This is a genomic window from Nguyenibacter sp. L1 (assembly GCF_035199985.1).
Lineage (GTDB): Bacteria > Pseudomonadota > Alphaproteobacteria > Acetobacterales > Acetobacteraceae > Gluconacetobacter > Gluconacetobacter vanlangensis.
Genome location: NZ_CP127015.1, coordinates 3,272,022 through 3,298,391 on the forward strand (window position 1 = coordinate 3,272,022; position 26,370 = coordinate 3,298,391).

Genomic DNA, 26,370 nt, shown 5'->3' on the forward strand with positions numbered 1-26,370 from the left:
ATGGGAATCATAACGAACATCCAATCGTTGCGGGGAATGGGGATATACGCCGACCGCAGCGCGCGTTCGCCCTCCCTCCAGTTCCGCCGCTATAACCTCATTTACGGATTCAACGGTTCAGGTAAGAGCACGCTATCGCGCATTTTCGCGAGCCTCGAGGCCGGTAAACCGCATCCCAAGCTTCCCACTGGCGGGACATTTGAGGTAACATTGGACGATGGGTCGGCGTTCGGATGCCCGATCAATTCCGTCGGTCTCGAGCAGCGGCTTCTTGTCTTTAACTCTGACTACATTGAGCAGAACCTGCAATGGGGCGTAGGACGCGCGAACCCCGTATTCTACATCGGTGCAGACCAAGCTGAAGCCGCGAATGAACTGACGAAGGTCGAAAGCGACATTATTCAGACGGAAGCGAAGAGGGAAGCTGCATCCGCGACCCAAAAAGCTGCGGAGAAGACGTTCGCTAATTACAAGAGAGACCGCGCGAAGTCGGTTGCATCCCGCCTCCATCTTGGCAGCCGCAAGTACGAGGCGCCGGCTCTCGTCAAGGACTACAACACCTGGAAGGACGATGATCGGTCCGTACTTACAGACGACGAATTGAAGACGGCCGAGGACACGTGCCGGCTTGAGGAGCCCATGCCGCGCCTCGAAACCATGTCGTTCGACAAGGCGACCATCGAGACGGCCTATCGCTTCATCGCCGACGTCTGCGGTCAGTCTCTGGCTACGGTGGCGCTCGACGAGGTGCAGCAGTATCCCGACATGTTGCTTTGGTTGAAGCACGGGTACGAGTACCACGAAGCTCACGGGATCGCCGATTGCCTCCTCTGCGGTAACGTGATCTCGGTCGAGCGCCGTGCGCTCCTCGCCGCCGCCCTCGACGATAGGATCGACCAGTTCGTCACACGCCTCAATAAGACTGCCGAGCGGCTGCGTGGTCTCATCGCGTCGTCGACCCAGATGGCCTCCCTGATACCCGCCCTAGACGATCTGGTGACGGAGCTGCGGGCCGGTTTCAGGAACGTCCGGAATGATGTGTTGAAGGATGCGCTCCTGCTCGCGAAGCAGTTAGGCACGCTGCAGACCGTCCTCTCCGCCAAGCTAGAGCGTCCAGCGACGCCCGCCGACATGAAGGATGTCGCCGCAGAGGCGGATGTCCTCGCCACCGCGGAACGGCTGGCCGTAGGCGTCGCGGCCGTCAACAAAGCCATTGCGGCCCATAACCAAGCGGTCATCGATTTCACGAAGCACAAAGAATTGGCTGAAACCTCGATACGGCGACACTTCATCGTTGACTGCCGCGACGACTACGCGAAAATGGCAGAAGATCTCGTCGATGCGACGGACAAGGTAACGGTTGAGGCCGAAAATGTTTCGGCTCTGCGAGAGAAGGCGCGCCAGCTCCGCCAGCAGATAAGGACACACGGACCCGCCGCCGGGGTAATCAATAAATTGATCGCGGCCTATCTCGGACACAGCGAGCTAACGATCAATCCCGTCGACGACGGCTATGAACTTCTGCGACACGGCACGCCGATCACCGGCGTCCCGAGCGAAGGCGAGAAGACTGCGATCGCGATATCTTACTTTCTGTCATCCATCGAGGCAGACAACCGGAAGCTGAAGGACGTCATCGTGGTCGTTGATGATCCAGTGTCGAGCCTAGACACGAAGGCGCTGAATTTCGCGTGCTCCCTCGTGAGATCCCGCCTCGAAAAGGCCGCGCAGGTGTTCATCTTCACCCACAACCTGCAGTGCATGAATGAATTCAAGAAGGCCTGGAAAGGCAGGGCCCGGCCTCCGGACGGTAAGGACCCGACGGCGAAGTTCCTCTTCATCGACGTGACGATCTCGGAGGGGCAGCTCCGTCGGTCATCAACGATCATCGAGATGTCGAAGCTACTCCGCGAGTACGATTCCGAATACCACTTCCTCTTCAGCCACGTGCTCAGGTTCGCGGAGCAGCCCGACGCTTACGACGACCATGGCTACATGATTCCTAACGTAATCCGACGGGTGCTCGACGTGTTCCTAGCCTTCAAGTGTCCAGGCGGCGGTGGGCTACCCGGACAACTCGACAAGCTGTGCGTCGACTATCCCGAATTGGACAGAGAGCAGCTGGCTGCCCTCGAGCGGCTGGTCCAAGTCGAATCCCACTCTGATAACATTGACGACTTGCTGTCTTTCTCGACGATGACGCTGGAGGAAACGAGGGGAGCGGCAGCCGCGCTCTTCGACACGATCGAAAAAGTCGATCCTAAGCACCTTGAGCGACTGAAGAAGCTCTGCCGCTAGATACCAGGGCGATGGGGTTGGCCCTTTCATCGTCGCGCGAAAAGTTACACAAACTCATGGCTAGCGAGCATCCAGCATAATTCTGAAATGACCGTAGCCAATGCGAGCGATCGCCTCCAACTTGGTAAGGGCATGTTGTTCCTGCCCGACTGCTGCTGTATGTTGCTTATAAAGAAACACGAAATGAGGACTTCGTTTTCCGCACCCCGGAGATGAGTGTTGACCTACTTTCGTTTTCTACACGCTGCCGACAACTTCGACGACGAGCGATCGGAGGCCGCGTTCTCGCGGAATCGGCCAAGTCCACCCAGGTACTGTTCTTCACCCACCGTCCTTACCTAGCGTCGCTTGCGCGTTCGGTGGTCGGTGCCGACATCCACTCGGAGTAATTGCTGGCTTGAGATCGGTGCCGCCTAGACTGCTTCCGGCTTTCAAGCCAGACTGGCTGGCCGCCAGCGCATTGACGGAGCGGCTGCTCTTCGTTGACGCAACCATGCTCATGCATCTATCGCGCGGCCTGACCTTCGATCCGTTGCGGTCGGCAGAAGTGCTGGACAATGCGCTGTGCGCCCTCGACGAGAAGACCGGCTACGTATCGCAAATGCAGGCATGGGTTCGCGGCGGTGGCCTGCACAACGGCGAGTGCCCGACACTGCCAACCGGCCGCATCGTCGTAGACGTCACAGAGGCGATGAACGCCGAAAGGAAGATCATCCACTCCGCGGCGATCCTAAACATGGAGAAGGAAGCGGGGATCGCGCCGGTTCTTTTCCTTAGCATGGTGTCGCCCGCGCTCGACATCGGCATGCGGGTCGAGGTGCCGTTGCGCGCCGTGCTCCTAGGAAACCCGCCGCTAGAGAACACATACACGGTTTATCTCCACTCTCTACTCACGAGCGAGGGGAAGGAACTCGTCTATTACGGCATCACAAAGCGCGGGTGGAACCTGCGCTTCAACGAGCACACCCGCTTTGCCATAGCGCAAAAGTCGCGCCGGCTGTTCGCGCGCACGTTGAGGGATTTGATCACGGCCCGCGCAGACGAGCTGTTCGGGGTGCAAGATGGTAAGCCGAAGCTTCGTGGCCTGATCACGACGATAATCGCGACCGGCCTTTCCCACGCCGAGGCACTCGACGTCGAGGAGGCTATGGTCGATAAGTACAGCCTCGCCGCCAAGCACCCCAATGGGCTCAACATGATCCCCGGGGGAGTAGCCGGCCTCCGTCGTGCTGCATCATTCAGACGAAAGAAATGAGCAGTCAAATCCGATGTGGAGCTGCGCGACTAACAGCCAGTCTCTTGCGGGGCTGGTCTACCAGAACGCCGTCGTAAAATGGGAATCGGCGTGCGCGCCACCTACAAGCCGAAATACCCCGTATGCTGAATCAAATCCCATCGATTCCCATAGAGGTCCTCAAACACTGCGACCGTGCCATAATCTTCGACGCGCGGAGCTTCTATGAACTGTACCGGCCTCGGTTTTTGAGACATCTGGTTGGAGCCTAAGCGGCGAGAGCCGCGGTGGAAAGAGCTTTGGCGCGCACGGCGTTCGGTGACATGAACCCGTGCCGTTCAAGGAGCCATGTTTCATTGTATAGATCGCGGAATTCCAGCAGGGCCTGTCGGAGATCCTCGACGTTCTCGAAGTTCCGGACCCAGAGCAGGTTCTCCTTGAGTGTCCGGATGAAGCGTTCGGCGCAGCCATTGCCCTCGGGGGCGCGGACGAATGCCGGCGAGCTTTCGATGCCCAGGAAGCGAATTTCGTTCTGGAAATCATCGGACATATACTGGCTGCCGTGATCGTGGCGCAGGGAAAGTCCAGTTGCTACTTTTTCGGCGAATGCGCCAAAACAGCGGCGCACGCCCTGGCGTATGGGCTCCAGGGCCTCGAAGCGGGTGCCGCGCCGGGCGGCATGAATGCCGGCGCATTCGCCGCTGTGATGATCGATGGCAATGAAGACGGCGGCCTGTCCTTCCTGCGTCCATGTCGACGTCATGTCGGTGCCCCACATGATGTCGAGGGCATCCGGGATGATGGTGCCGTCATGGTTGCGCGGTCCCTTCGGCGCGCCGGTCCGCGAGGGGGCGAGCAGATCGTTTTCACGCATCAGGCGCAGCGTCCGGCGACGGGACGTGCGTACGCCCGCGACCCGCAGTCTTGCCCAGACCTTGCGGTGCCCTTCGCCATGAAACGGGCTGGCCGTGATGATCGCACGGATGCGCCCGACCAGTTCGGCGTCCGGCATGGGGCCTGTCGGGCCGCGCCGCCGCAAGGCTGGTCTCACCTCCATGGGCGTCCGGCGGCGGTAGAGTGTCGCCCGGCTGATGTTCCAGACCCGGCAGACCGCCGCCAGTCCATAGGGGCGACCGGAAGAGGGGGAGACCGCCGCACTCATGGCCGCAGCCTCCGACGGGCCAAAGGGCGGCCAGCCTCCATGGCCGCGATCTTTTCACGCAGCAGTTCACGCTCGATCATGACCTCGCCGAGCTTTGCCTTGAGGCGATCGCTCTCCAGCGTTTCACCGTCAGTCTGACGTGTCGCAAGACTGGCCTCGCCCCCGGAAAGGAAGGCGCTCTGCCATCCGCTCAGGGTTGCGGCCGTCACGCCCAGTTCGCGCGAGACCATCTCCATGTCCTCACCGCGCAGCAGACGAAGCACGGCCTCCTTCTTGCGGCGGCGTGACATGCGTCCGCCATGCCCCGGTCGTTTCGCGTCGTTCTTCAACTCGTTCGTCATTCTGACACCCTCGCGCATTCCTCACGCGCTTATCTGGTGTCTCAAAAAACCGATAGGCGGGAGAGAACGAAACTCCTCTTGAGACGTAAGTGTCGTAGTCCCGCTGAAAGTCGTCAGTGTCGAGGAAAAGAAAGACCCTGCCGCCTGTTTGGCTACCGATCCGGTCGATCTGCTCAGGCACTTCGGGTTTGGCAAGAAGAATACACCCCTGCCCCCCGCCGTGTGGAGCGAGGACAACCCAACGCTTCGTTTCCGAAAGTTTCGTGTCCAAGCGAACTTCGAAGCCGAGTTTATGTACGTAGAAAGCGATTGCCTCATCATAGTCGCGGACCAGTACGGCTGTTAGAAATAAGCGTTGCACAAGTCGGCCTCTGAAGTTGTGGGGCGCGTGATGCGCTATTGTCCAGTCTACATTATTCCAATAATGTTCCACAATCTGGCAGCTAGCCTGCATTTTTCACAGAGGTTTCGCATGTGTCCGACCTTTGGCGTGCTGATGGTCGCACGATGTGTTGACGCGGGGGGGGGCGACGGTTTTCAGCGATTTTGAGCGAGCCAGAGCGTCGCCATCGGTTGAGACGGCTTTTTTCGGGTGGCATGGCGGCTTGCGGTATCGGCGACCGGGCCTTGGACAACGACCTACGTCGATCGGTTGTCACCCACGTCAGCAGGACCGTAATATACAAAGGAACCGACCGCCGGTGTGGCAGGCCAGCACCTTCGATGTCCGTCTCCGTTCGCCTCATCCCCGGCATAGGGCGCGGCGACTTGTCCGGCGTGGATACGAGAGGACGACATGATCGAGAAGGCACCTATGATCGTCAACATGCACACGGCGCCGGAAATTGCGGCCGACGTGCCCGCCGCCTGGACGCATTTCCGGCGCGCGCTGACGCCTGCGATGAAGGATGCGGGGCCGGGGCGTTTCGGGATGGGCCGTCTCGGCATGGGCGCCGTGCGGGTGCCCCCAGGCCACAGCGCGTGCCCGGCGCACACGCACCTTCAGGCCGACGAGATCTTCGTCGTGCTCGAAGGGAGAGGTCTATTTCGCTATGGCGATCATGTGCATGAGATTGGCCCCGGAGACTGCATTTCCTGCCCTGCCGACACGGGAATCGCCCATCAGATCGCCAACCCCGCGACCCCGGATGGCGCGGGCGACCTGGTCTATCTTGCGATCGGCGCCGAGCCGCCCGCGGACGTCTGCACCTATCCCGACAGCGGCGCGGTCGTTGTCGATGCTCTCAATCGCCACGGTTTCCTGCGCGAGGCCGATTATTACAAGGGGCAACCACAACCCACGCCGCTTCTGACGCGCTGCCGCGACACACCCGTCTGATCGGGGCGCGTCACGGCAGCTTTCGCCGTCATTGTGGACTTCTCAAGCAAGAATTTTATATGCAAAAAGCTGCCGCTTGAGTTTGACGCTGCTATTTGCTTCTTGGAAAAGCGACAATGCGAAACCGTTTTTGATTGGAATAGAATAGTGGGATTTAATTATGAAGATTTTTTCAGAATTTTCAGGAAAGAAACCGCATCAGGGAATAATCAAATAAAATATGAAGGAAATGTTTTTGAAATAATAAATTCTTATGGAGAAAAATTTAAGCAACAACAAACACCTAGCATGTTATTTGGTGGGGGGTTTAGTAAACTTCAATGGGCATTAATGTTTTTAATAATGGTATCATTGTCACTAACAATACTGTTTACCCTGTACAAGTTTAAAATATTAAGTAGATATTCAGGATTATTAACAATAACGTTTATATTTTTATTTGTTATATATAATATTTTAGAATTAATAATTGGTTTAAAAAAGGAGGCAAAGGAGCAGATATCTAGGGTTATGCAAAAATCTCAGGATCAATACACTACAGACTTGGAAATAATAGAAAATCTCGTAAAAATATCGACAGAGGAAATTTTTTTTGCAAAAAAGACCTACGAACGAATATATAAAGACTATAAATATCAATATGAAGTTATGACTATTAAGGGATTTTTCAGTGTCGTAACGTTTGGGGCAATAAATCATTTCTACGGATTTGAGAAGGAATTTCCTTTCTTAAATATCTTATGGCCTGGAGTATTAATAATACTCGGTTCCATATTAGTTTTTTCATTGATTTCTTCGATTATGAACTTTTCGTTGCGTCTCAAGGGTGGGCAGTACCAAAGAGTAATAGATATTTTAGATCAAGCCGCTACTGCTGCGAAAGCAAAACAGTCGTAATCATATACCTGAGCAGCTGCCGTTCGTTCTACGAAGGGCGCCTATTGAGAATTGTTTTCAAAAAGCGGACCTTCCGCTCACCCCACAACCCGGACCTACGAACTATGCGAGCCGATGCCCATTTTGGGAAAAATAGTTTATCCCGCTCGAATGATGGAATGGTGTGCGCGGCGGTTGATGTTGTCGGTCAGCCGCCGTGGAGGTGACAGCCGGACCGTTGGGGTCCGGCTTGGGGTGTCAGGTGGCGGGTTGTTTTGAGGCGGCGTCGATCTCGAGTGCCAGGCGGGCCATTTTCAGGGCGCCGTCGCGGCTGGCGGCGCCGCAGATGAAGCGGGCCGGGTGGGCGAAGACGGCGTCGGGGACGCCGGAGATCCTGGCCAGGGCGTCCCTCTCGAGACCGGCCCATGCTTCCGGTAGGGAGACGCGCTGGCCGAAATCGCCGCGCTTGGGCGGGATGGCCTTGACGTTCCACTGGTCGGGCCCGGCCGGGGAGACGACGTAGACGACCGGCAGGTCGTGCTCGAAAATCACCTTCTCGGTGGGCATTCCCGTTTCCATGACGAGGATGCGCTTGTCGTCGGCCTGCTCGTAGGCTGCCATCACCCGGTTCGCCGCCTTCAGCCCGGCGCGGGCGCGGTCGACCATGTTGACCAGGTGGGTGGCCACCGCGACGGCGGCATTCGCGAAGCCCTGGGCTTCGCGCGCACGGGCCGCTTCCGGACCGTGGCGTTCGGCGGTATCCCAGGCCGGGCCGCAGGCCGACACGATGTCCGCCAGGGACAATTTTCCCATCTTCGCGACGCCGTTATCGTCCTGGTCGACCGGCAGGACCAGGGATTGGTCGATAATCTGCCAGATCGCGGCGAGTCCGTCCGCGTCCATCGGCGCGGCGAGCGGCGTGGCGAGGATGTTGCGCAGCGCCGCGACGCCGTACGCCTTCCACAGCAATCCGGCGGCGCTGTAGGGCGTGCCGTCCGCGCGGAGCGGCTTGTCCTTCATGTGGTGGTCGTATCGGCCGTTGGTCGGGTCGTACGTGCCGCCCACGTCGAACACGATGTCGGCCGAGCGGATGCGGTCGGGCGCGCGGGTGCGCGCGAAATCGAGCCGGTCGATGGGCGTTTCGGCGAGCACGCGGCCGCGCAGGTCCCCCTGCGGCGCGAGCGCGTAGTGAAGGATGACGTAGCCCAGCGTTTCGTCGACATGGAAATTCCCCGAATGGGTCAGCGCCCTGACGGTTGCCGTTTCATCTTCGAGACCGATGGGCGTGTGTTCTGGCATAGGGGCACCTGCTGAGAAACGAGGGGGCTGGCAAACGAGGGTGGATTGCCGATCGTGCCCCGTCATGCCGCACGGGCGGCCGCCAGACAATATTCGCGGCCAGACAATATTCTTTGCCGGGCCTGTCGGTCCCCTGAGGGGTGCCTCTGGGGGCGGGACGCGGCGTTTGCAATCCGGTGCGTCCTGGCGGATCATTTCGGCCGGGACACGGATCGGAAGGGCGGGTGCGGCATCATGCGGATCGAGGCATCGGGGCGGGGGATCGTCGAGCGTCCGCTGGATCCGGCACTGCAGACCATGGCGATCGACCGGGTGTTCTGGAGCCATTTCTCCCCCAACCTGGCCCCGTCCGCCTGGGTGATCGGCGTGCTGGTCGGCCTGATGGGCCTGGATGTGCGGACGGCGCTTCTGGCGCTGGTGGCGGGCAATGTGATCGGCGGCCTGCCGGTGGCGCTGTGCGCCGCCATGGGGCCGGCGACCGGGCTGCCGCAAATCGAGGCCTCGCGCCTGGCCTTCGGCATGGCGGGCAAGCGGGTGCCGGCGCTGATCAACTGGGCGAGCTGCGTGGGGTGGGACGCGGTGAACAACGTGCCGTCCACGGTCGCGCTGGTGCTGCTGGCGCGCGCCTGCGGCGTGGCGCTGCCGTTCTGGCTGGCGCTGGGGCTGCTGGCGCTGGCGCAGGTGCTGGCCGGCGCGGCGGGACACGACGTGGTGCAGGCGATCGAGAAATATCTCGGCTGGGTGCTGCTGGCGGCCTTTGCGTGTTCCGGCGGGTTCGCGCTGCTGCATCTGGGCGCCATGCCGCCGCACGGGGCAGGCGTGGCCGGCGGGACGGCGCGGGGGGCCGACCTGGCGCTGGCGATCGGGGCGGTGGCCAGTTTCAACCTGGCCTGGGCAGCCTATGCGTCGGATTATACCCGCTATCTGCCGCGCGGGACGCCGCCGCGCCGCATCATTGCCCTGACCTTCGGCGGGGTGTGCGCCTCGGCCTTGATGATGGAGATGTTCGGGTTGCTGACGGCGCGGGCGATGGGGGATGCCTCGCCCGGCGCGGTCATTGCCGGGCTGGGCCACCTGGCCGGCCCGCTGGCGCCCCTGGCGCTGGCGGCGATCGCGCTGTCGTCGGTGGCGATCAATGCCGCCAACGACAATACCGCCGCCTATGCCCTGATGTCCGCCGGCATCCGCCTGAGCCGTCCGCTGAGCGCCGGGGTGACGGCGGGCCTGGCCTATCTGCTGTCAGTCGCGGGGGCGGGGCGGTTCGCGGCCCTGTACGAGAATTACCTGCTGCTGGCGCTGTACTGGATCGCACCCTGGTGCGGAATCGTGCTGGCCGACTGGTATGGTCGCGGCCGTGCGCACCCCCGTGACGACGCGCCGGACGGGTGGGCGCCGGGGGCGAGCCTGTTCGTGGGGGTGACGGTGCTGACCATCCTGCTGTTTTCGGCCACCCCGCTTTATACCGGGCCGGTGGCGCGGGCGCTGGGCGGGGTGGATATCGGCTATCTGGTCGGGTTTATGGCCGCGGCGGCCGGGCAGGCGCTGCTGGTCCGGCGCGACCGCGTGATCCGCCCGGTGCGGGAGATCGCGTGATGCCCAACCCGATATTCGGTCCGATATGCGACCCGGTGTTCGACCTGATTCTGCGCCAGGGGCGCCTGGCGGATGGGCGGAGGGTGGATATTGCGATCGATGGCGGGCGGATCGCCGCCATCGCGCCCCGGATCGACGCCGCCGCCCGGCAGGAGATGGAGTGTGCGGGGCATCTGGTCACGCCGCCCTTCGTCGATGCGCATTTCCACCTGGACAGCACGCTGTCGGCCGGCCGGCCGCGCCATAATGCCAGCGGCACCCTGCTGGAAGGGATCGCGCTGTGGGGCGAATTCAAGCGGGAGATGGACGAAGCCGACCTGTACGACCGGGCGCATCGCCTGTGCCGGATCGCCATCGCCCAGGGCAATCTGGCGATCCGCAGCCATGTCGATATCGGCGATCCGCATCTGCGCGCGGTGCGGGCGCTGCTGCAATTGCGCGCCGACATGCGGCCCTGGCTGCAGATCCAACTGGTGGCCTTTCCGCAGGATGGGTATCTGCGCAATCCGGCGGCGCCGGCGCTGCTGGCGCAGGCGCTGGAGATGGGGGTGGACGTCGTGGGCGGCATCCCGCATTTCGAGCGCACCGCCGCCGACGGCGCGGCCTCGATTGCGGCATTGTGCCGGATCGCGGCCGAGCGCGGCCTGCCGGTGGACATGCATTGCGACGAGACCGACGATCCGGCCTCGCGCCATGTCGAGACGCTGGCCGCCGAGACCGTGCGGTTCGGGCTGCAGGGGCGGGTGACCGGTTCGCACCTGACCTCGATGCATTCGATGGACAATGCCTATGCCGACAAGCTGATCGCGCTGATGGCGCAGGCCGACCTGGGGGTGGTGGCCAATCCGCTGATCAATATCAGCCTGCAGGGCCGCTATGACACCTATCCCAAGCGGCGGGGCATGACCCGGGTGCGGGAATTGCGCGCGGCCGGCCTGCCGGTCGCCTTCGGCCATGATTGCGTGATGGATCCCTGGTACCGGCTGGGCAGCCACGACATGCTGGAGGTCGCGGCGATGGGCGCGCATGTCGGCCATCTGATGGGCGAGGCGGATTTGCGCGGCTGTTTCGACGCGGTGACGGGCGATGCGGCGCGGGTGATCGGGCTGGACGGATACGGGCTGGCGGTCGGGCGGCCGGCCGACCTGGTGGTGCTGCAGGCGGCCGATCCGATCGAGGCGCTGCGCCTGCGGCCCGCCCGGCTGGCGGTGCTGCGCGCCGGGCGGGTGATCGCCGCCACGCCGCCGCGCGTCACGACGCTGGATCTGGACGGGGTGCAGGTGCTGGACCTGGCGGACCAGGGAGTGGACCAAGGGGCGGGAGAGGCGCGGGCGTCCGCGTAGTCGGTCCGCCTTGCCCTGCGTATTTACCGCGCGTCCTCATGCGCGCGGGCGAACCAGGGGGTCATGCGCGCCAGGGCCTCTTCCAGCCGGTCGGTCGAGACCGCGAAGCTGAAGCGCATGAAGCGATTGCCCTCGACCGGATCGAAATCCAGGCCCGGCGCGGTGGCGACGCCGGTTTCGGTCAGCAATCTCGTGCAGAAGGCCAGGCTGTCCTGCGTCAGGTGGCCGATATCGGCATAGATGTAGAACGCGCCGTCCGGCGGGGCGATCCGCGAGACCCCGAGCGCCGGCAGCCGTTCCAGCATCAGGTCGCGGTTGCGGCGATACATGCGGACATGGCCCTCCAGCTCCTCGCGGCAGTCGAAGGCGACCAGGCCGGCATGCTGGCTGAGCGAGGGCGGGGTCAGGAACATGTTGCCCACCCGGGTCTGGGCGGCATCGATCAGCGCCGGCGGCACCACCAGCCAGCCCAGCCGCCAGCCCGCCATGCTGAAATATTTGGAGAAGCTGTTGACCACCAGCGCCTCGGGCTCGTCCTGCAGCACCGAGCGCACCGGCCCGACATAGCTGAGGCCGTGATAGATCTCGTCGGAGATGATGCGGATGCCCCGCGCGCGGCATAGCGCGGTGATGGCCTGCATTTCTCCGGCCGACAGCACGGTGCCGGTCGGATTGGCCGGGCTGGCCAGGATGACGCCCGCCGGCGGCGGATCGAGCGCGGCCAGGGCCGCCGCGGACAGTTGGAAGCGCGCATCGGGGCCGCAGGGGATCTCGACCGGTTCGAGATGCAGCGCGCGCAGCGTGTTGCGATAGGCGACGTAGCCCGGACGGGCCAGCGCCACGCGCGCGCCGACCGGAAAGCAGCAGAGCAGCGCCATGACGAAGGCCGGCGACGCGCCGCAGGTCAGCCAGATCTGCTCGGGCGTTACCGTCACGCCGTAGGTTTCCTGGTAATGGCGGGCGATGCGCGCCTTGAGCGGCGGGCTTTCCCAATAGCCCATGGAATCACTGTCCAGCACGCGGTGCGCCCTGGCGATCGCGGCCTTGGGCGCGCCGGTCGAGGGCTGCCCGAATTCCATATGCACGATGTCGCGTCCCTCGGCGGCCAGGCGATGCGCGAGCGTGCTGAGGGTGACGGCGTGGAACGGATCGATCCGGGGGACGGTCATCGTGGCATCCAGGACAAGAGGCGGGAGACGGGTCGTAGCGCATCTTCACCCGTTCAAACGAGTCCGTTCGAACGGGATCCGCTGGCTGCCGACATGCCGGATATGGTCCTCGGGATCGCGGCATGAAAAGGCCGGGCCGCCATAGGGCCTGTCGGCGATGTCCGTCAGGATCATCGCCACCCTGGACCTGGCGCGGGCGTGAAGCGCGTCGCAATCCCGGGCGGTCAGGCCGCTTGCCCGGGTTTCACGCCTGCCGACCTCGTGCGGCCGGTCGCCTATGCGATGGGCGGGCGGGCGAAGCTGCCTTCGCGCAGGCTGGCCTCGATCTCTTCCAGCGACCGGCCCCTGGTCTCGGGCACGAAGCGCAGCACGAACAGGAAGGCCAGCGCGTTGATCGCGCCGAACAGCAGGAAGGTGCCGCCGGCGCCGACCGACTGGACCAGCGACAGGGTCGTCAGCGAAATCAGCAGGTCCGCCCCCCAATGGGACGCGGCGACCAGGCTGGTGCCCTTGCTGCGGACCGACAGGGGATAGACCTCGGCCCCCACGATCCAGATCGCGACCGACAGGCTGCCGACATTCAGGACCGCATAGGCCAGCAGCGCCACGACCATCAGCCAGGCATGCAGCCCGTCGGTGCGGCCGCTCTGGAACAGGATGGCCAGGACGAACAGGGCCACGCTGGCCCCCGGCAGCAGGCGCAGCATCAAGGCCCGGCGGCCGATGGCCTCGACTGCCCAATTGCCGATCAGGGTGGCGGCGATCATCGCCACGCCGACCGCCACCGAGGTCAGCAGGGCCGAGCCCTGGCCGAAACCGGCGCCGGAGAAGATGGTCGGCGCATAATACAGCACCGCGTTGATGCCGCTGAGCTGGCACAGCAGCGCGACGCCGACCGAGGCCACCAGGGCCGGCCGGATCCACGGCTTGCCCAGTTCCGACCAGGGGGCCTGCCGGTCATGGGCGTCGATGATGTCCTGCAATTCGCGTTCGGCCATGTTGTGGGTGGGACGGACCCGGCGCAGCACGCCGCGCGCGCCCTCGAAATCGCCGCGCATGGCCAGCCAGCGCGGGCTGTTGGGCAGGAACGCCATGCCCAGCAGCAGCACCACCGCCGGAATGATGCCCAGCCCGAACATCAGCCGCCAGCTTTCGTGCCGCAGCACGTAGCCGGTGATGAAGGAGACGAGGATGCCCGACACCACCGCCAACTGGAACATCCCGACCAGCCGTCCGCGCCGCGCGGCAGGGGCCAGTTCCGAGATATAGAGCGGCACGATCTGCGACGCCGCGCCGACCGCCAGCCCCAGCACGAAGCGGGCCAGCGTCAGCATCACGACATTGTTGGCCAGCGATGCCAGCGCGGTGCCCACGATGAAGACGCATGCCGCCGCCATGACGGTGCGGCGGCGGCCGCCCCAGTCCGACAGCGGGGCCGAGCCCATGCAGCCCAGCAGGGCGCCGGCGATGATCGCCGAGGTGACGATCTGCTGCCCGGCAATGCCCAGATGGAATTGCGGTGCGATCTGCAACAGTGCGGCGGAAATAATGCCGGTATCATAACCGAATAATAACCCACCGGCGGCTGAAATTCCCGCAATCACGTCGACAATCAAATTGGCGTTTGATCGGTTTTCTTGTTTCATTCCTGCAATCTATGAAACGACCGTACGAAAATCAAACAATAACACGGTCAGAAAGGCCCGGCTTGCCGCCTGCCGACGCATTTGTGATGAAGAAACGCCGGCCCGGGGGGAACCTGCTGCGCCGGTTTTCGCCCGCGGGGAGCGGGCCTGGGGGGCTCGGGCCAAGGTGGTCTCGCGCCAAGGCGGTCTCGCGGATGTGACGCCGCATCGGGCAGTGCCCGGAAGCCAGGATGGGGAGGCGGGATGGATCGGGCTTGACCCGCCCCGTGGCCGGGGGTCTATGGTTCGTCCTGTTCTCCGGGGAGTCGCATCAGGGCGGCTGAGAGAGGGGCGAGCCCCTGACCCGTCGAACCTGATCCGGGTCATGCCGGCGAAGGGATGGGAATTGAGCGCGGCGCCGGGACGGCGTTGCGGGAATGACATTTCGCGCCGGCGCGGCCCCTCGAACGCCAACGAGGAACGCGCCATGAACATTCATAACCCCAAAGACGCCTTTTCGGACGCGGGTGCGGGCACGGTTTCGGCGGACGCCGCGCCGCGCCGGCTGACGCGGGCTCCCGCGACCGGTGACGTCACCGTCGGGCCCCGGGCGGGCGGGCGTAAGGTCTATCAGTCCGGCGTGCTGTTTCCCGGCCTGCGCGTGCCGTTCCGCCAGGTCGACCTGCATCCCAGCGCGGGCGAGCCGCCGGTGACCCTGTACGATTCCTCGGGTCCCTATACCGACCCGCTTGCCACGATCGACATCGCGCGCGGCCTGGATCGGGTGCGCGAATCCTGGATCGTCCGCCGGGGCGACGCCGAGCCCGTGACGGCGCCCCGCCAGGTGCGGAGCGAGGATAATGGCGGCGCCACGGGCGCGCTGCTGGCCCCTGCGTTCGACGACGGCCGGCGCGTCGTCCGCCGGGCCCGGACGGGGCACGGGACGGGGCGGAGGCTGACGCAACTGGAATATGCGCGCGCCGGCATCGTGACCGAGGAAATGGAATTCGTGGCGATCCGGGAGAATCTGCGCCGGGAACGGGGCGACGCCGCCCTGCGGGACGGCGAGGATTTCGGGGCCAGCATTCCGGATTTCGTCACCCCCGAATTCGTGCGGGACGAGGTGGCAAGAGGCCGGGCGGTGATTCCGGCGAACATCAACCATGCCGAGCTGGAACCGACGATCATCGGCCGCAACTTCCTGGTGAAGATCAACGCCAATATCGGCAATTCCGCGGTGCTGGGCCATGTGGCGGACGAGGTGGACAAGATGGTCTGGGCCACGCGCTGGGGCGCCGATACGGTGATGGACCTGTCGACCGGGCGCAATATCCACAATATCCGCGACTGGATCATCCGCAACAGCCCGGTGCCGATCGGCACCGTGCCGATCTATCAGGCGCTGGAGAAGGTCGGCGGCGTGGCCGAGGACCTGAGCTGGGAGGTGTTCCGCGACACGCTGATCGAGCAGGCCGAGCAGGGGGTGGATTATTTCACCATCCATGCCGGGGTGCGGCTGCCCTTCATTCCGCTGACCGCGGCGCGCGTGACCGGGATCGTCTCGCGCGGCGGGTCGATCATGGCCAAATGGTGCCTGGCCCATCATCGCGAGAGCTTCCTGTACGAACGATTCCCCGAGATCTGCGAGATCATGCGGGCCTATGACGTGACGTTCAGCCTGGGCGACGGGCTGCGCCCCGGCTCGATCGCCGATGCGAACGACGCGGCGCAGTTCGCCGAGCTGCGCACGCTGGGCGAATTGACCCGAATCGCCTGGGACCATGGGTGCCAGGTGATGATCGAGGGGCCGGGCCATGTGCCGATGCACAAGATCAAGGCCAACATGGACGAGCAACTGGCCCATTGCGGCGAGGCGCCGTTCTATACGCTGGGGCCGCTGACGACCGACATCGCGCCGGGATACGACCATATCACCAGCGCGATCGGGGCGGCGATGATCGGCTGGTTCGGCACCGCGATGCTCTGCTATGTCACGCCCAAGGAGCATCTGGGCCTGCCCGACCGCGACGACGTCAAGACCGGGGTGATCACCTACAAGCTGGCGGCCCATGCCGCCGACCTGGCCAAGGGGCACCCGGCGGCGCGGCTGCATGACGACGCGGTGTCGCGCGCGCGCTTCGAATTCCGCTGGGAGGACCAGTTCAACCTGGGGCTGGATCCGGAGACCGCGCGCTGCTTCCATGACGAGACCCTGCCGAAGGAAGCGCACAAGACGGCGCATTTCTGTTCGATGTGCGGTCCCAAATTCTGTTCGATGAAGATCAGCCAGGATATCCGCGACGCCGCCCGGGCCCAGAATAACAGTGTTCAAAATGACGGGGGGCTGTCGCCGGGTGAGATCGCCGCCGGGCTGGCGGAAATGGGCGCGCGTTTCCGGGCGGGCGGCGGGGACATCGACGTGGCGGTGGGCGGCGCGCCGGTCGGGGACTGACCCGGTATCGTCGTTTCCGACTGCCTTTGGCTGACTGCCTTTGGCCCGGCCGTCATGACCCGGTCGTCCGGTCAGGCGGCCGGGATCTCGGCCGCGCGGAACCGGGCGGTGGCCGGGTCGGCCTGGTAGGCATCGGCGGTGGGGTAGGGCGCGCGCGCCAGATCGTCCACCGCCGCGATGATCCGGTCGGCTTTCTCGTCGGTCATCAGCACGCTGAAATTCAGGCGGGTCCAGCCGGGCTTGCGCAGTTCCTCGCCCCGCAGGATCGCGTCGCGCAGGGCGTGCGATTCCGTCTGGCCGATTCCCAGCAGCCGGTGCGCGTACGGCCCGGCGCAGGCGCAGCCGCCGCGGGCCTGGATGCCGTGGCAATCCGACAGCATGCGCGTGAAAAGCTGCTGGTGGATCAGCCCGCCATGGCGCGGGTCGCGCACCTGGAACGAGAAGATCGGCAGGCGGGATTCGGCCCGCGGGTTGCCCAGGATCGCGAGATTCGGATTGCGGTCCCAGACCTGGCGCGCCCTTCGGTAGAGTTCGGCATGGCGTGCATCCATCCGCGCCTGGCCGATCGCCTCCTTGACCAGGAAGGCCAGGGCGGCGCGGATGTCGCCGATCACGTTCGGGGTGCCTGCTTCCTCACGCGTGGCCAGTCCCTCGGCATAGTCATGGCCCCAGGGCGAGACGAACCGCACCGTGCCCCCGCCGCTGAAGGTGGGCGTGCGGCGCGACACCGCCGCGTCGCGGACGATCATCACCCCCGACGCGCCGGGGCCTCCGATGAATTTATGCGGCGACAGCACGACCGCGTCCTTCTCGAACGGCGTGCCGGCGCGCATGTCGATCGGCAGGTAGGGGCCGCCGCCGGCATAATCCCAGACCACCCGCGCGCCATGCGCCTTGAGCAGCGCGCTGACCGCGTCGATGTCGGTGACGATGCCCGTCACGTTGGACGCCGCCGAGAAGGCGCCGATCTTCAGCCGGTGCGGATCGGCCGCCCGCAGCGCCGCGCGCAACTGCGCCAGGTCGGGGCCGCCGTGCGCGTCCTCGGCGATTTCCACGATCTCGGCGCCGCTTTCCCGCCAGGGCAGGATGTTGGAATGATGCTCGTAGGGGCCGATGAACACCAGGGGCGCCGCCCCGGCTTCGCCGGCGCCCAGCAGATGGACCAGCCGGTTCAGCCCCGCCGTGGCGCCCGAACCGGTGAAGATCGTCGAGAAACCGGCGCCCGCGCCGCATAGCCGGGCGATTTCGGCCCGTGCCGCCCGGCGCAGGCGGCTGGCCTGCTGCCCGCAGAACGAGGCTTCGGTATGGCTGTTGGCGTAATAGGGCAGGATGCGCGTCAGCACGAAATCCTCGATCTGCCGCAGTGCCCGGCCCGAGGCCACGTAGTCGGCATAGAGCAGCGGCCGGACGCCGAACGGACCGTCGATCGGCGCGCCTTCGCCGATCACCCCGTCCCGCAGGGCCGCCAGGTCGTGCGCCTGCAATGAGGCGGTGAACGTGGCGAAAGGGTTCTGCTGGTCCGGCATCCTGTCATCCATCCCGTCATGGTCCGCGTGCGATATGTCCGAGGTGAAATTAGGCGGGAAATGGCGAAGAAACTTTATCATTCTCTGCGTTGAAACGGGATATTTTGGGTCATATGATCGGGTATGGACGAAAAACTGGATCGTTTTGATCTGTCATTGCTGCGGGCCCTGCAACGGGATGCCGCGCTGTCGCAACGTGAGCTGGCCGATATCGTGGGGCTGTCGCAGAATGCGTGCTGGCGGCGGCTGCATGCGCTGCGCGAGCGCGGGCTGATCCGGCACCAGACCGTGCGGCTGGACCCGGCGGCGCTGGGGCTGGGGCTGACCGTCTTCGTGCTGGTGCGCACGCGCCATCATTCGCGCGAATGGCTGGAGCGTTTCCGCAATGCGGTCACCGCCATTGCGAACGTGATCGATTTCTATCGCATCGCCGGCGAGTACGACTACATGCTGAAGGTCGTGGCCACGGACATGAACGCGTTCGACGAGATCTATCAGCGGCTGATTGCGCAGGTCGAACTGGATACGGTCACGTCCTACATGGCGATGGAGGCGATCTGTGACCGGCGGGACCTGCCGCTGTGACGGGGCGGGGTCGCTATGACGGATGGGCGGCGCGAGCGTGGCGGACATAGTCCAGCACGGCATGCAGATCGTCCATGACGGCCAGGGCCTTGGCGCGGATATCCTCGGTCGGGTCCAGCAGGTCGGGCACGACGATCACCGGAATCCCCGCCGCATGGGCGGCGCGCGCGCCGCTGTGCGAATCCTCCAGCGCCAGGCAGCGTTCCGGCGCCTGGCCGATGCGCCGCGCGGCGGTCAGGTAGGGTTCGGGGTCGGGCTTGCCATGCGTAACGTCGTCGCGGGTGACGATGGCATCGAAGCGCCGGTCCAGCCCGACTTGCGCCAGATGATGGTCGGTGCGGGACCGGCTGGACGAGGTGGCGATCGCGCGGGGCAGGCATTGCCGGTCCAGATAGTCCAGCAGCGGTTCCACGCCGGCCTTCAGCACGAGGCGTCCGGCCGCGACGAGGGCGCTGAGATGGGCTTCCTGCCGGGCGAAGAACGTCTCCAGCGGGAAATCGGGGCCGTACGCCTCGCGCACCAGGACGCGGCAGCCATCGGCCGGCACGCCGACCAGCCGCCGGCAGAACGCGGGCGGGATGTCGACGCCCAGGCTGGCCCCGGCGCCGACCAGCGCTTCATTCGCCAGGGTCTCGCTGTCCAGCAGCAATCCGTCCATGTCGAAGATCACGCCGTCGATCGGGCGGGGCTGGAAAGGAGACGCATCCGGCATCGTTCATCCCGTCATTGACGAAGAGGGCTGGGGAAGATGTCCCGGAAATGGGGACAGCGGGGATCATAACGGGCCGGCCGGCCTGTGGTAACCACTTCCCTTAAACTACTCCCTGGCAACCTTTGGGGATGCCGACGCACGCGCGGGGCCGGCGGCGTGGCGCCGTCCGGTCCCGAGCCGGTTCATCTGTCGCGAGTCGTTCGGGGGCAGGCCGTCAGAACCTGTCCGCCGCGCTCTTGACCGCTCCCTTGGCCTTCTCGGCCACGCCCTTCAGTTTCTGGGCGGTGCCGCGGGCCTCCAGGCCCGGATTGTTGGTCATCTTGCCGACGCCGCGCTTGACCTCGCCGACCATCGTATCGGCATGGCCTTTCAGCTTATCCTTCAAACCACTCATGTCCGTTCCTCCGTCATGACGGATGCCGGCCGCAGGCCGGCACGCGCTTCAACGTCCGGCACGGCGGATGGTTCGGAACGGCACCGGTCCGGTCAAGGCGTTGTGAGCATGCCGGATCAGCTTGCCCTATCAGGGTTGTTCGTCACCGATGGTCACGCCGTGGCCGGCCCCGTCGCCGTCGCTGCCGGAGGCCGCGACGGATCGTCCATGCGTGCCGCCGCAGGGCATGCCGCCGGAAAAATCTCCGCCGGCCATTCCCATGCCGCCCATCCGGCCGCCCCCGCTTATGCCTCCCCCGCCCATGCCACCCCCCATGCCCATTCCCCCGCCCATTCCGCCCCCGAAGCCCATGCCGCTGCCCATGCCGCCGAAGCGATGATGGCCGCCCATTCCGCCCTGGCCGGACCCGGGGCCGCAACTGGCGGAATCGCCGCCATCGTCGCCGCAGGCGGCCAGCATCGGAACTGCCAGCAGCAGGCAGCACAGGAGGAGGCGGGAATGGGTCATGATCGGGTCCACACGATGCAGTGTCAGGTCGGCCGATTGTGTGGCCCCGGATTGGCCAGGGAAAGAAACCGTATGTAACCGGCCGGGAGCGTGGATCGCCATTGCTGATGGGTGGGGCTGATGGGTGGGGCTGATGGGTGGGGCTTATGAGTGGGCCCATGAGCGGGGCCGCTATGAGCGGACCGGCGGTCGGCTGCGGGTAAATCGGTGCCATCGCTGCAGCGGGACAATGTAGCTTGGCGATATTTTATGTTAGGGATGACACGACATGACCGGACGCGCCAGGGCGGAATTTTCGCGGTTTTGCCGGGAAAATTTTCCGGAACGGCCGGTTCCTGCCCTGGAAGATGAACTGGAATTAACTCCACGATCATCCGTTCGTGTAACATAAAGCGACAGTTTCGGATCTTGCCGAGTCGGATTGCGGCGGATGACGGGCCATGTCGCCGGCGCATGCCCGGATTGCCGGCCATCGGCGGAAAATGGAGCGAATTTTGCGGCCCTGCCGGCGCGGGACCTTGATCTTGTCGGGTTTTGCCCGGATGGTGTCCGGCGCGTTACAGGAGGCTGTGTTTTCGTTCAGGCGCCCCCGTCCGGGGATAATGAATTTACCGGCCCGGGACTTACCGGCCGGGGTCGATGCGTCATGACGTGGCTGGACGATTCGCCCTTCCCCGCCTCCGGTATCGGCCCGTTCAGCAAGCGGACAATCCAGGACACATGTTGCGCCGGCCACGTGACGGCGGCGCGGTCATTTTCGGCATGGTACACAGGATAGAGTATATAGAGTATGAAGACTAAAGGCGGCATCCGCATCGCAATCGCAGGCGTCGGCAATTGTGCCAGCGCCCTGATCCAGGGCCTGCATTACTACACCCCGGCGCGGGGCGCCGAGGACGTGGTGGGGCTGATGCACGAATCGCTCGGCGGCTACCGCCCGTCGGACATCGAGGTGGTGGCGGCGTTCGATATCGATGCCCGCAAGGTCGGCACCGATGTCAGCCGCGCCATCTTCGCGCGCCCGAACTGCGTCGTGACCTTCCAGCCCGAGGTGCCCGACAGCGGCGTGACCGTGCGCATGGGCGCGGTGCTGGACGGCCTGTCCGAGCACATGGCGGCGTATGACCCGCAGCGTACCTTCGTGCGTGCCGACGCGCCCGAGTCGACCAAGGCCGACATCGTCGCCGAACTGCGCCGCAGCGGCGCGCAGATCCTGCTGAACTACCTGCCGGTCGGCTCGGAGCAGGCCGCGCGCTTCTATGCCGAGTGCGCGCTGGAGGCCGGAGTCGGGTTCATCAACAACATTCCCGTCTTCATCGCCAGCGATCCGGAATTCGCGTCGCGTTTCGCCGCCAAGGGGCTGCCGATCATCGGCGACGACATCAAGTCGCAGCTTGGCGCCACCATCGTGCATCGCGTGCTGACCGACCTGTTCGCCAAGCGCGGGGTGAAGCTGCTGCGCACCTATCAGTTGAATACCGGCGGCAACACCGACTTCCTGAACATGAAGAACCAGCAGCGGCTGGAGTCCAAGAAGACGTCGAAGACCGAGGCCGTGCAGGCGGTCGCCAAGGTGCGCATGGAGGACGAGACCATCCATGTCGGCCCCAGCGATTACGTGCCGTGGCAGAACGACAACAAGGTCTGCTTCATCCGCATGGAAGGCCAGTTGTTCGGCAATGTGCCGATGGAGCTGGAACTGCGCCTGTCGGTGCAGGATTCGCCCAATTCGGCCGGGGTCGCCATCGACATGATCCGCTGCTGCAAGCTGGCGCTGGACCATGGGGTCGGCGGCGTGCTGGCCGGTCCCAGTGCCTATTTCTGCAAGCATCCGCCGGTCCAGTACACCGATGACGAGGCGCATGAACTGGTCGAGGCCTTTATCGAGACCTATGCGGTCCAGGCCGTTCCCGCCTGATGAAATGCCTGATCGTCGCCGCGGGGCAGGGTAGCCGCCTGCGTGACAAGGGGCCGCTGAAGCCGCTGGTGCCCATCCGGGGGCGGCCGCTGATTGCCGAAGTCATCGATCGCGCCCGGCGCGGCGGGGTCGATGAATTCGTGATCGTGAACGGCTATCGCGGCGGCGAATTGCAGGTTGCCCTGGACGGCATGGCCGAATGCGACGGCGTGCGCGTCACCCATGTGCATAACCCCGCCTGGGACCGGGCCAACGGCGTATCCGTGCTGTGCGCCCGTCCGTTCCTGGACGGGGCGTTCCTGCTGACCATGTGCGACCATGTGCTCGATCCCGGGATCAACCGCCTGATGGCGTCGCTGCCGCACCGGCCCGACAGCGTCACGCTGGGGGTCGATTACGACGTGGCGCGCATGCTGAACGATCCTGACGATGTGACGCGCGTGCGCTGCCGGGACGGCCGGATCGAACGCATCGGCAAGTCGATCGACGATTTCAATGCGTTCGATACCGGGATCTTTCACTGCACGCCGGCCATGTTCGACGCGCTGGAAAGCAGCCAGGCGGAAGGCGAGGACAGTATTTCCGGCGCGATGAATACGCTGGCACGCTGGCGGCGCGCCTATGTGTGCGACATTGGCGGCCGGCTATGGATCGATGTCGACGATCCGGTGGCCTATGACAAGGCCGAACGCCTGATGGCGCAGGGTGCGCTCTGAAGGGGGCCGCCCCAGCCGGGAAGACGCGATGGAACAGGGACGGATAGTCGTGGCCCAGCCGGATCCGGTCAGGCGGACGTCGGAAATCGAAGAGCCGACCAACCTGTATGTCATTCATCCGGTCTCGGCCTGGCTGACGCGGCGTTTCGCGCGGCTGGGCGTGTCCCCCAACGCGGTGTCGCTGGCCGGCATGGCGGCCGGGCTGCTGGCGGGCGTCGCCTATCATGCCGGCTTTCTGCATGGCTGCGATCCGCGCGCCGTGCTGGTCGGTTTCGCGCTGATGGTGATCTGGCACGTCATGGACGGCGCCGACGGGCAACTGGCGCGCCTGACGGGCCGATATTCGCAGACCGGCAAGATTTTGGACGGGGTGTGCGACTATGTCACCTTTGCCGCCGTCTATGTGGGGCTGGCCCTGTCGCTGGCCCCGCGTCATGGCGGCTGGGTCTGGGCGCTGGTGGCGGTGGCCGGGTTCTGCCACGCCGTGCAGTCGGCGGCCTATGAACGGCAGCGCCAGGATTATAATTTCTGGGGCTGGGGGCGGGGGGCGTCGCCGCTGGCCCGCAATGTCGTCCCGTCCGGCCGGCGGACCGGGGACGTGCTGTTCGGCCTGTATGCCCGGATCGAGGCGCTGACGACCGCGCTGGGCGAAAGCGGGCTGAATGGCCGCCTGGCAGTGATGCTGGCGGCCCATCCCGACCGCGCGCCGGACATTCGCCAGCGCTATCGCGCGGCCTTCGCGCCGCAGGTGCGACGCTGGTCGGTGCTGTCGGCCAATTACCGCACGCTGGGACTCTTTCTGTGCGCGCTGCCGGGACGGCCGCTGGCCTATTTCGCCTTCGAGATCGTGGGGTTCTCGGTCATCCTGCTGGGGCTGTTGCGCCGGCAGCGCCGGTGCGACGCGCGCTTCCTGGCGGCGCTGGAGGGCGTGGCGGCCGAGGCGCCGCCCGCGCGCCCCGCGCCCGCGAGAGCCCTGTCCGTTAACGTCCGTTAGTGTTCAGTCCCGCGTAGTGATCAGCAGGTAGGCCGCCGACATCATCAGCAGCAGCGACGGCGTCAGCGCGGTCAGCGCCGGGTTGAGGTCGAACAGCAGGCCCAGGCGGCTGGTGATTTCCTGCCCGAGCGAGAAGATCGTGGCGATCGCCACCCCGATCGCCATGCGATAGCCGACATTCTGCGCGCGGGGCGGCCCGAACACGAACGGCGCCGCGCAGGCGATCAGCGCGATCATCGCGAACGGGATGCTGATCCGCGCCCAGAGTTCCTGTTCGTAGCGCGTGGCAGGGAGGTGATGGCGCTTGAGGTCCTGGATATAGCGGTAGAGCGCGATCGGCGGCGCGCTTTCGGGCGGCAGGCTGAGGAAGCGGATCTGCCGCGACGACAGGAAGGCGGGCCAGGCCAGGCTGTCCAGGTGATCGGTGCGGAATTGCGACGCGGCGATCGTCTTGCGCGTCACGTCGCGCAGCATCCACACGTCGTCGGCGCCGATCCGCGCCCCGGCGGCGTGCAGATATTCCGTCATGCCGCCATCGGGGGCGAAACGGTAGATATCGACGTCTTCGGCCTGGGTCTCGACGGGAAAGCGGCGCACGCTGAGGAACTGGTCGTCGCCATGGGCCCAGAAGCTTTGGCCGCGCTCGTCCGCGACGCTGGCCAGGGCGTTGTCGTGCCGTTCCTGCGCCATCTGCCGCGTCGGCGGCACGACGAACTGCGCCAGCAGGAACAGGGCCACGACGATGGGGGCCACCAGGCGCAGCACCGCGGCGATGATGCGCGTCTCGGACAGGCCGATCCCCTGCAGCGCGGTCAGTTCCGAATGTTTCGCCAGCCCCCCCAGCCCCAGCAGGCAGGCCAGCAGCATGGCGATGGGCGTGACCTGCAGGAAGCGCGCGGGACTGAGCAGCGCGGCGTAGGCCACCGCGTCGGCCAGCCGGTACCGGCCGTGCCCGACCAGCGGGAGCTGGTCGACGAATTCCAGCAGGCTGAACAGGGCGGTCAGCCCCATCGCCACCAGCAGGAAGGCGCGCAGCGTCACCATCTGGATATAGCGGTCGAAACGCTTCATGCCCGGCGGACCCGGTCCGTCAGGCCCGCCGCGATCTGGTCGCGCAGCAGGAAGGCCGCCAGGGCCGCCAGCATCGCCGGCGCCCACCAGATGCCGGGCAGCGTGCCGACCATGCCATGCTGCACCCAGGTCCGCGCCGAGGTGTAGAGCAGGTAATAGACGAAGAAGATCAGGATCGCGGTGCCCAGCTTGCCGTAGCGGTTCTGCCGCGGGCGTCCGCGCGCCAGCGGCACCGCCAGCAGCGCCAGCAGCAGGGTGGTGAGCGGCGTCGAAAGCCGCCACTGGAATTCCGCCACGTCGGCGGCGTCGTGCGAGCGGGCGATCCGCAGGCTGCCGGCGGCCACCGAGCTATAGCCCGGCGTGGCGGCCTGATGGCGGTTCGGATCCTGGGTCAGAGCGCGCACCGTCATGATCCGGTCCTGGCCGCCGGGCTGGGTGGCGATGTCATAGACATGGGCATTGCGCAGCACGACCAGGCGCTCCGGCGGGGTCTTTTCCGCCGGGCCTTTTGCCACCTGACCGTTTTCAGCCGGGCCGTCTTCCGTCGGGAAGCCCAGTTCGGCGTGGATGATCTGGGTTTCCTTCGCGTGGCGGATCCGCACGAAGACGTCGCGCGCCGGCGTGCCGGGGCCTTGGCGGCGGGTCAGGAAGATCACGCGTGCGCCGTTCTGCACCACATAGAAGGTGCCGGCCTGCATCGCGTCGACATCCAGAGTCAGGGCGGCGGCCTGGGACAGGTCGTGCAGCCGGTGATAGGCCCAGGGCCGGACGATCAGCGACAGGCTGCCCACCGCCAGTGCGACGGCGCCGGCCAGCACCATGACATGGCGCAGCATCATCCCCGGAGTTACGCGCAGCGCATGCAGGGCCGTGATCTCGGAATTGCCGTACAGCGTGCCCAGCGCCAGCACGATGGACAGGTACAGCGAGACCGGCACCAGCACTTCCAGCCCGATCAGCAGCTTCAGCGCGACCAGGGTCAGGATCGTATGGGCGGACAGCAGGCCGTTGACCGCTTCGGACAGGAAATCGGCCGCGCTGTAGCTGGCGAACAGGGCCATGCAGATACTCAGCATCGCCGCCATCGGCTTGCCGATTTCACGCAGCAGATAGGTCCGAATGATCAAAGGGGCATACCGTCCATGATGCGCGCCGATCCTGGCTGCCGAATTCCGGCTGTCGGTCCCGGCAGGTCCGTCCCGGCGCGGCCAAGACC

22 protein-coding genes, 1 pseudogene and 1 riboswitch are annotated in these 26,370 nt (G+C 65.0%); of the genes and pseudogenes, 11 read left to right on the top strand and 12 right to left on the bottom strand.

Going from position 1 to position 26,370, the window contains the following annotated elements; translation table 11 throughout:
* Positions 1-2,298, top strand: coding sequence for an AAA family ATPase (locus QN315_RS14705; RefSeq protein ID WP_323990039.1), 2,298 nt, complete (start codon positions 1-3; stop codon positions 2,296-2,298).
* A gap of 406 nt (positions 2,299-2,704) precedes the next feature.
* Complete coding sequence (locus tag QN315_RS14710) at positions 2,705-3,553, top strand: hypothetical protein (RefSeq protein ID WP_323990040.1); 849 nt, start codon at positions 2,705-2,707, stop codon at positions 3,551-3,553.
* Positions 3,554-3,800: 247 nt separating this feature from the next.
* Here the strand turns inward: QN315_RS14710 and QN315_RS14715 are convergent.
* Positions 3,801-5,035 (bottom strand): annotated as a pseudogene (locus QN315_RS14715) (IS3 family transposase).
* The gene (locus tag QN315_RS19620) at positions 4,935-5,489 is read right to left on the bottom strand and encodes a VOC family protein (protein WP_408904532.1); all 555 of its coding nucleotides are present in this window, start codon (positions 5,487-5,489) and stop codon (positions 4,935-4,937) included. The pseudogene QN315_RS14715 and the gene QN315_RS19620 overlap by 101 nt, the downstream one beginning before the upstream one ends.
* 342 nt (positions 5,490-5,831) lie before the next feature.
* Between QN315_RS19620 and QN315_RS14720 the strand changes: the two genes are divergently transcribed.
* Together QN315_RS14720 and QN315_RS14725 are read left to right on the top strand one after the other, a co-directional pair.
* Complete coding sequence (locus tag QN315_RS14720) at positions 5,832-6,374, top strand: cupin domain-containing protein (protein WP_323990042.1); 543 nt, start codon at positions 5,832-5,834, stop codon at positions 6,372-6,374.
* 33 nt (positions 6,375-6,407) lie between these two features.
* Positions 6,408-7,271: a hypothetical protein gene (locus QN315_RS14725; protein ID WP_323990044.1), complete on the top strand. Its 864-nt coding sequence runs from the start codon at positions 6,408-6,410 to the stop codon at positions 7,269-7,271.
* Positions 7,272-7,508: 237 nt separating this feature from the next.
* Here QN315_RS14725 and QN315_RS14730 read toward each other — a convergent pair whose 3' ends face one another.
* Entirely contained in the window at positions 7,509-8,549 is a 1,041-nt protein-coding gene (locus QN315_RS14730) for an MYG1 family protein (RefSeq protein ID WP_323990045.1), read from the bottom strand.
* 234 nt (positions 8,550-8,783) lie between these two features.
* Between QN315_RS14730 and QN315_RS14735 the strand changes: the two genes are divergently transcribed.
* Both QN315_RS14735 and QN315_RS14740 read left to right on the top strand, forming a co-directional pair.
* Positions 8,784-10,142 carry a cytosine permease gene (locus QN315_RS14735; RefSeq protein ID WP_323990046.1) on the top strand — a complete coding sequence of 453 codons (1,359 nt, stop codon included), beginning with the start codon at positions 8,784-8,786 and terminating at the stop codon, positions 10,140-10,142.
* Positions 10,142-11,485, top strand: a complete 1,344-nt coding sequence (locus tag QN315_RS14740) for a cytosine deaminase (protein ID WP_323990047.1) — start codon at positions 10,142-10,144, stop codon at positions 11,483-11,485. Before QN315_RS14735 ends, QN315_RS14740 begins: the two co-directional genes overlap by 1 nt.
* 23 nt (positions 11,486-11,508) lie before the next feature.
* On the opposite strand, the gene QN315_RS14745 is transcribed toward QN315_RS14740, so the two are convergent.
* The 3 genes from QN315_RS14745 to QN315_RS14755 form a co-directional block, all read right to left on the bottom strand.
* Entirely contained in the window at positions 11,509-12,654 is a 1,146-nt protein-coding gene (locus QN315_RS14745) for an aminotransferase class I/II-fold pyridoxal phosphate-dependent enzyme (RefSeq protein ID WP_323990048.1), read from the bottom strand.
* A gap of 45 nt (positions 12,655-12,699) precedes the next feature.
* The gene (locus QN315_RS14750) at positions 12,700-12,828 is read right to left on the bottom strand and encodes a hypothetical protein (protein WP_323990050.1); all 129 of its coding nucleotides are present in this window, start codon (positions 12,826-12,828) and stop codon (positions 12,700-12,702) included.
* Between the two features lie 101 nt (positions 12,829-12,929).
* Positions 12,930-14,300 carry a sugar porter family MFS transporter gene (locus QN315_RS14755; protein ID WP_323990052.1) on the bottom strand — a complete coding sequence of 457 codons (1,371 nt, stop codon included), beginning with the start codon at positions 14,298-14,300 and terminating at the stop codon, positions 12,930-12,932.
* A 288-nt stretch (positions 14,301-14,588) separates the two neighbouring features.
* Positions 14,589-14,697, top strand: a riboswitch (TPP riboswitch).
* A gap of 69 nt (positions 14,698-14,766) precedes the next feature.
* Here QN315_RS14755 and thiC point away from each other — a divergent pair.
* The gene (gene thiC / locus QN315_RS14760; RefSeq protein WP_323990054.1) at positions 14,767-16,731 is read left to right on the top strand and encodes a phosphomethylpyrimidine synthase ThiC; all 1,965 of its coding nucleotides are present in this window, start codon (positions 14,767-14,769) and stop codon (positions 16,729-16,731) included.
* Between the two features lie 71 nt (positions 16,732-16,802).
* Here the strand turns inward: thiC and QN315_RS14765 are convergent, their stop codons facing one another.
* The gene (locus tag QN315_RS14765) at positions 16,803-18,257 is read right to left on the bottom strand and encodes an aminotransferase class V-fold PLP-dependent enzyme (protein WP_323993542.1); all 1,455 of its coding nucleotides are present in this window, start codon (positions 18,255-18,257) and stop codon (positions 16,803-16,805) included.
* Positions 18,258-18,380: 123 nt separating this feature from the next.
* Between QN315_RS14765 and QN315_RS14770 the strand changes: the two genes are divergently transcribed.
* Positions 18,381-18,842: an Lrp/AsnC family transcriptional regulator gene (locus QN315_RS14770; protein WP_176639766.1), complete on the top strand. Its 462-nt coding sequence runs from the start codon at positions 18,381-18,383 to the stop codon at positions 18,840-18,842.
* Between the two features lie 13 nt (positions 18,843-18,855).
* Here QN315_RS14770 and QN315_RS14775 read toward each other — a convergent pair whose 3' ends face one another.
* From QN315_RS14775 to QN315_RS14785, 3 genes are all read right to left on the bottom strand, one after another.
* Entirely contained in the window at positions 18,856-19,554 is a 699-nt protein-coding gene (locus QN315_RS14775) for an HAD family phosphatase (protein WP_323990055.1), read from the bottom strand.
* Positions 19,555-19,768: 214 nt separating this feature from the next.
* On the bottom strand, positions 19,769-19,948 hold the full coding sequence (locus tag QN315_RS14780; RefSeq protein ID WP_176639768.1) for a CsbD family protein: 180 nt from the start codon (positions 19,946-19,948) through the stop codon (positions 19,769-19,771).
* Between the two features lie 129 nt (positions 19,949-20,077).
* Positions 20,078-20,455: a hypothetical protein gene (locus QN315_RS14785; protein WP_323990056.1), complete on the bottom strand. Its 378-nt coding sequence runs from the start codon at positions 20,453-20,455 to the stop codon at positions 20,078-20,080.
* 790 nt (positions 20,456-21,245) lie between these two features.
* On the opposite strand from QN315_RS14785, the gene QN315_RS14790 reads away from it, so the two are divergent.
* The 3 genes from QN315_RS14790 to QN315_RS14800 are packed head-to-tail and all read left to right on the top strand — an operon-like array spanning position 21,246 to position 24,083.
* Positions 21,246-22,373 carry an inositol-3-phosphate synthase gene (locus tag QN315_RS14790; protein WP_323990058.1) on the top strand — a complete coding sequence of 376 codons (1,128 nt, stop codon included), beginning with the start codon at positions 21,246-21,248 and terminating at the stop codon, positions 22,371-22,373.
* A complete protein-coding gene (locus QN315_RS14795) occupies positions 22,373-23,089 on the top strand; it encodes an NTP transferase domain-containing protein (RefSeq protein WP_323990059.1) in 717 nt (238 codons plus the stop codon). The genes QN315_RS14790 and QN315_RS14795 overlap by 1 nt, the downstream gene beginning before the upstream one ends.
* A gap of 49 nt (positions 23,090-23,138) precedes the next feature.
* Complete coding sequence (locus QN315_RS14800; protein WP_323990060.1) at positions 23,139-24,083, top strand: CDP-alcohol phosphatidyltransferase family protein; 945 nt, start codon at positions 23,139-23,141, stop codon at positions 24,081-24,083.
* A 3-nt stretch (positions 24,084-24,086) separates the two neighbouring features.
* Here QN315_RS14800 and lptG read toward each other — a convergent pair whose 3' ends face one another.
* Positions 24,087-25,154: an LPS export ABC transporter permease LptG gene (gene lptG / locus QN315_RS14805; protein ID WP_323990061.1), complete on the bottom strand. Its 1,068-nt coding sequence runs from the start codon at positions 25,152-25,154 to the stop codon at positions 24,087-24,089.
* A complete protein-coding gene (locus tag QN315_RS14810) occupies positions 25,151-26,281 on the bottom strand; it encodes an LptF/LptG family permease (RefSeq protein WP_323990063.1) in 1,131 nt (376 codons plus the stop codon). The genes lptG and QN315_RS14810 overlap by 4 nt, the downstream gene beginning before the upstream one ends.
* Positions 26,282-26,370 lie beyond the last annotated feature (89 nt).

Coding starts and splice junctions, on each gene's coding strand:
- QN315_RS14705 (WP_323990039.1), top strand. CDS start 1: ATGGGAATCATAACGAACATCCAATCGTTGCGGGGAATGGGGATATAC.
- QN315_RS19620 (WP_408904532.1), bottom strand. CDS start 5,489: ATGCAGGCTAGCTGCCAGATTGTGGAACATTATTGGAATAATGTAGAC.
- QN315_RS14720 (WP_323990042.1), top strand. CDS start 5,832: ATGATCGAGAAGGCACCTATGATCGTCAACATGCACACGGCGCCGGAA.
- QN315_RS14730 (WP_323990045.1), bottom strand. CDS start 8,549: ATGCCAGAACACACGCCCATCGGTCTCGAAGATGAAACGGCAACCGTC.
- QN315_RS14735 (WP_323990046.1), top strand. CDS start 8,784: ATGCGGATCGAGGCATCGGGGCGGGGGATCGTCGAGCGTCCGCTGGAT.
- QN315_RS14740 (WP_323990047.1), top strand. CDS start 10,142: ATGCCCAACCCGATATTCGGTCCGATATGCGACCCGGTGTTCGACCTG.
- QN315_RS14745 (WP_323990048.1), bottom strand. CDS start 12,654: ATGACCGTCCCCCGGATCGATCCGTTCCACGCCGTCACCCTCAGCACG.
- QN315_RS14750 (WP_323990050.1), bottom strand. CDS start 12,828: ATGATCCTGACGGACATCGCCGACAGGCCCTATGGCGGCCCGGCCTTT.
- QN315_RS14755 (WP_323990052.1), bottom strand. CDS start 14,300: ATGAAACAAGAAAACCGATCAAACGCCAATTTGATTGTCGACGTGATT.
- thiC (WP_323990054.1), top strand. CDS start 14,767: ATGAACATTCATAACCCCAAAGACGCCTTTTCGGACGCGGGTGCGGGC.
- QN315_RS14765 (WP_323993542.1), bottom strand. CDS start 18,257: ATGCCGGACCAGCAGAACCCTTTCGCCACGTTCACCGCCTCATTGCAG.
- QN315_RS14770 (WP_176639766.1), top strand. CDS start 18,381: ATGGACGAAAAACTGGATCGTTTTGATCTGTCATTGCTGCGGGCCCTG.
- QN315_RS14775 (WP_323990055.1), bottom strand. CDS start 19,554: ATGCCGGATGCGTCTCCTTTCCAGCCCCGCCCGATCGACGGCGTGATC.
- QN315_RS14780 (WP_176639768.1), bottom strand. CDS start 19,948: ATGAGTGGTTTGAAGGATAAGCTGAAAGGCCATGCCGATACGATGGTC.
- QN315_RS14785 (WP_323990056.1), bottom strand. CDS start 20,455: ATGACCCATTCCCGCCTCCTCCTGTGCTGCCTGCTGCTGGCAGTTCCG.
- QN315_RS14790 (WP_323990058.1), top strand. CDS start 21,246: ATGAAGACTAAAGGCGGCATCCGCATCGCAATCGCAGGCGTCGGCAAT.
- QN315_RS14795 (WP_323990059.1), top strand. CDS start 22,373: ATGAAATGCCTGATCGTCGCCGCGGGGCAGGGTAGCCGCCTGCGTGAC.
- lptG (WP_323990061.1), bottom strand. CDS start 25,154: ATGAAGCGTTTCGACCGCTATATCCAGATGGTGACGCTGCGCGCCTTC.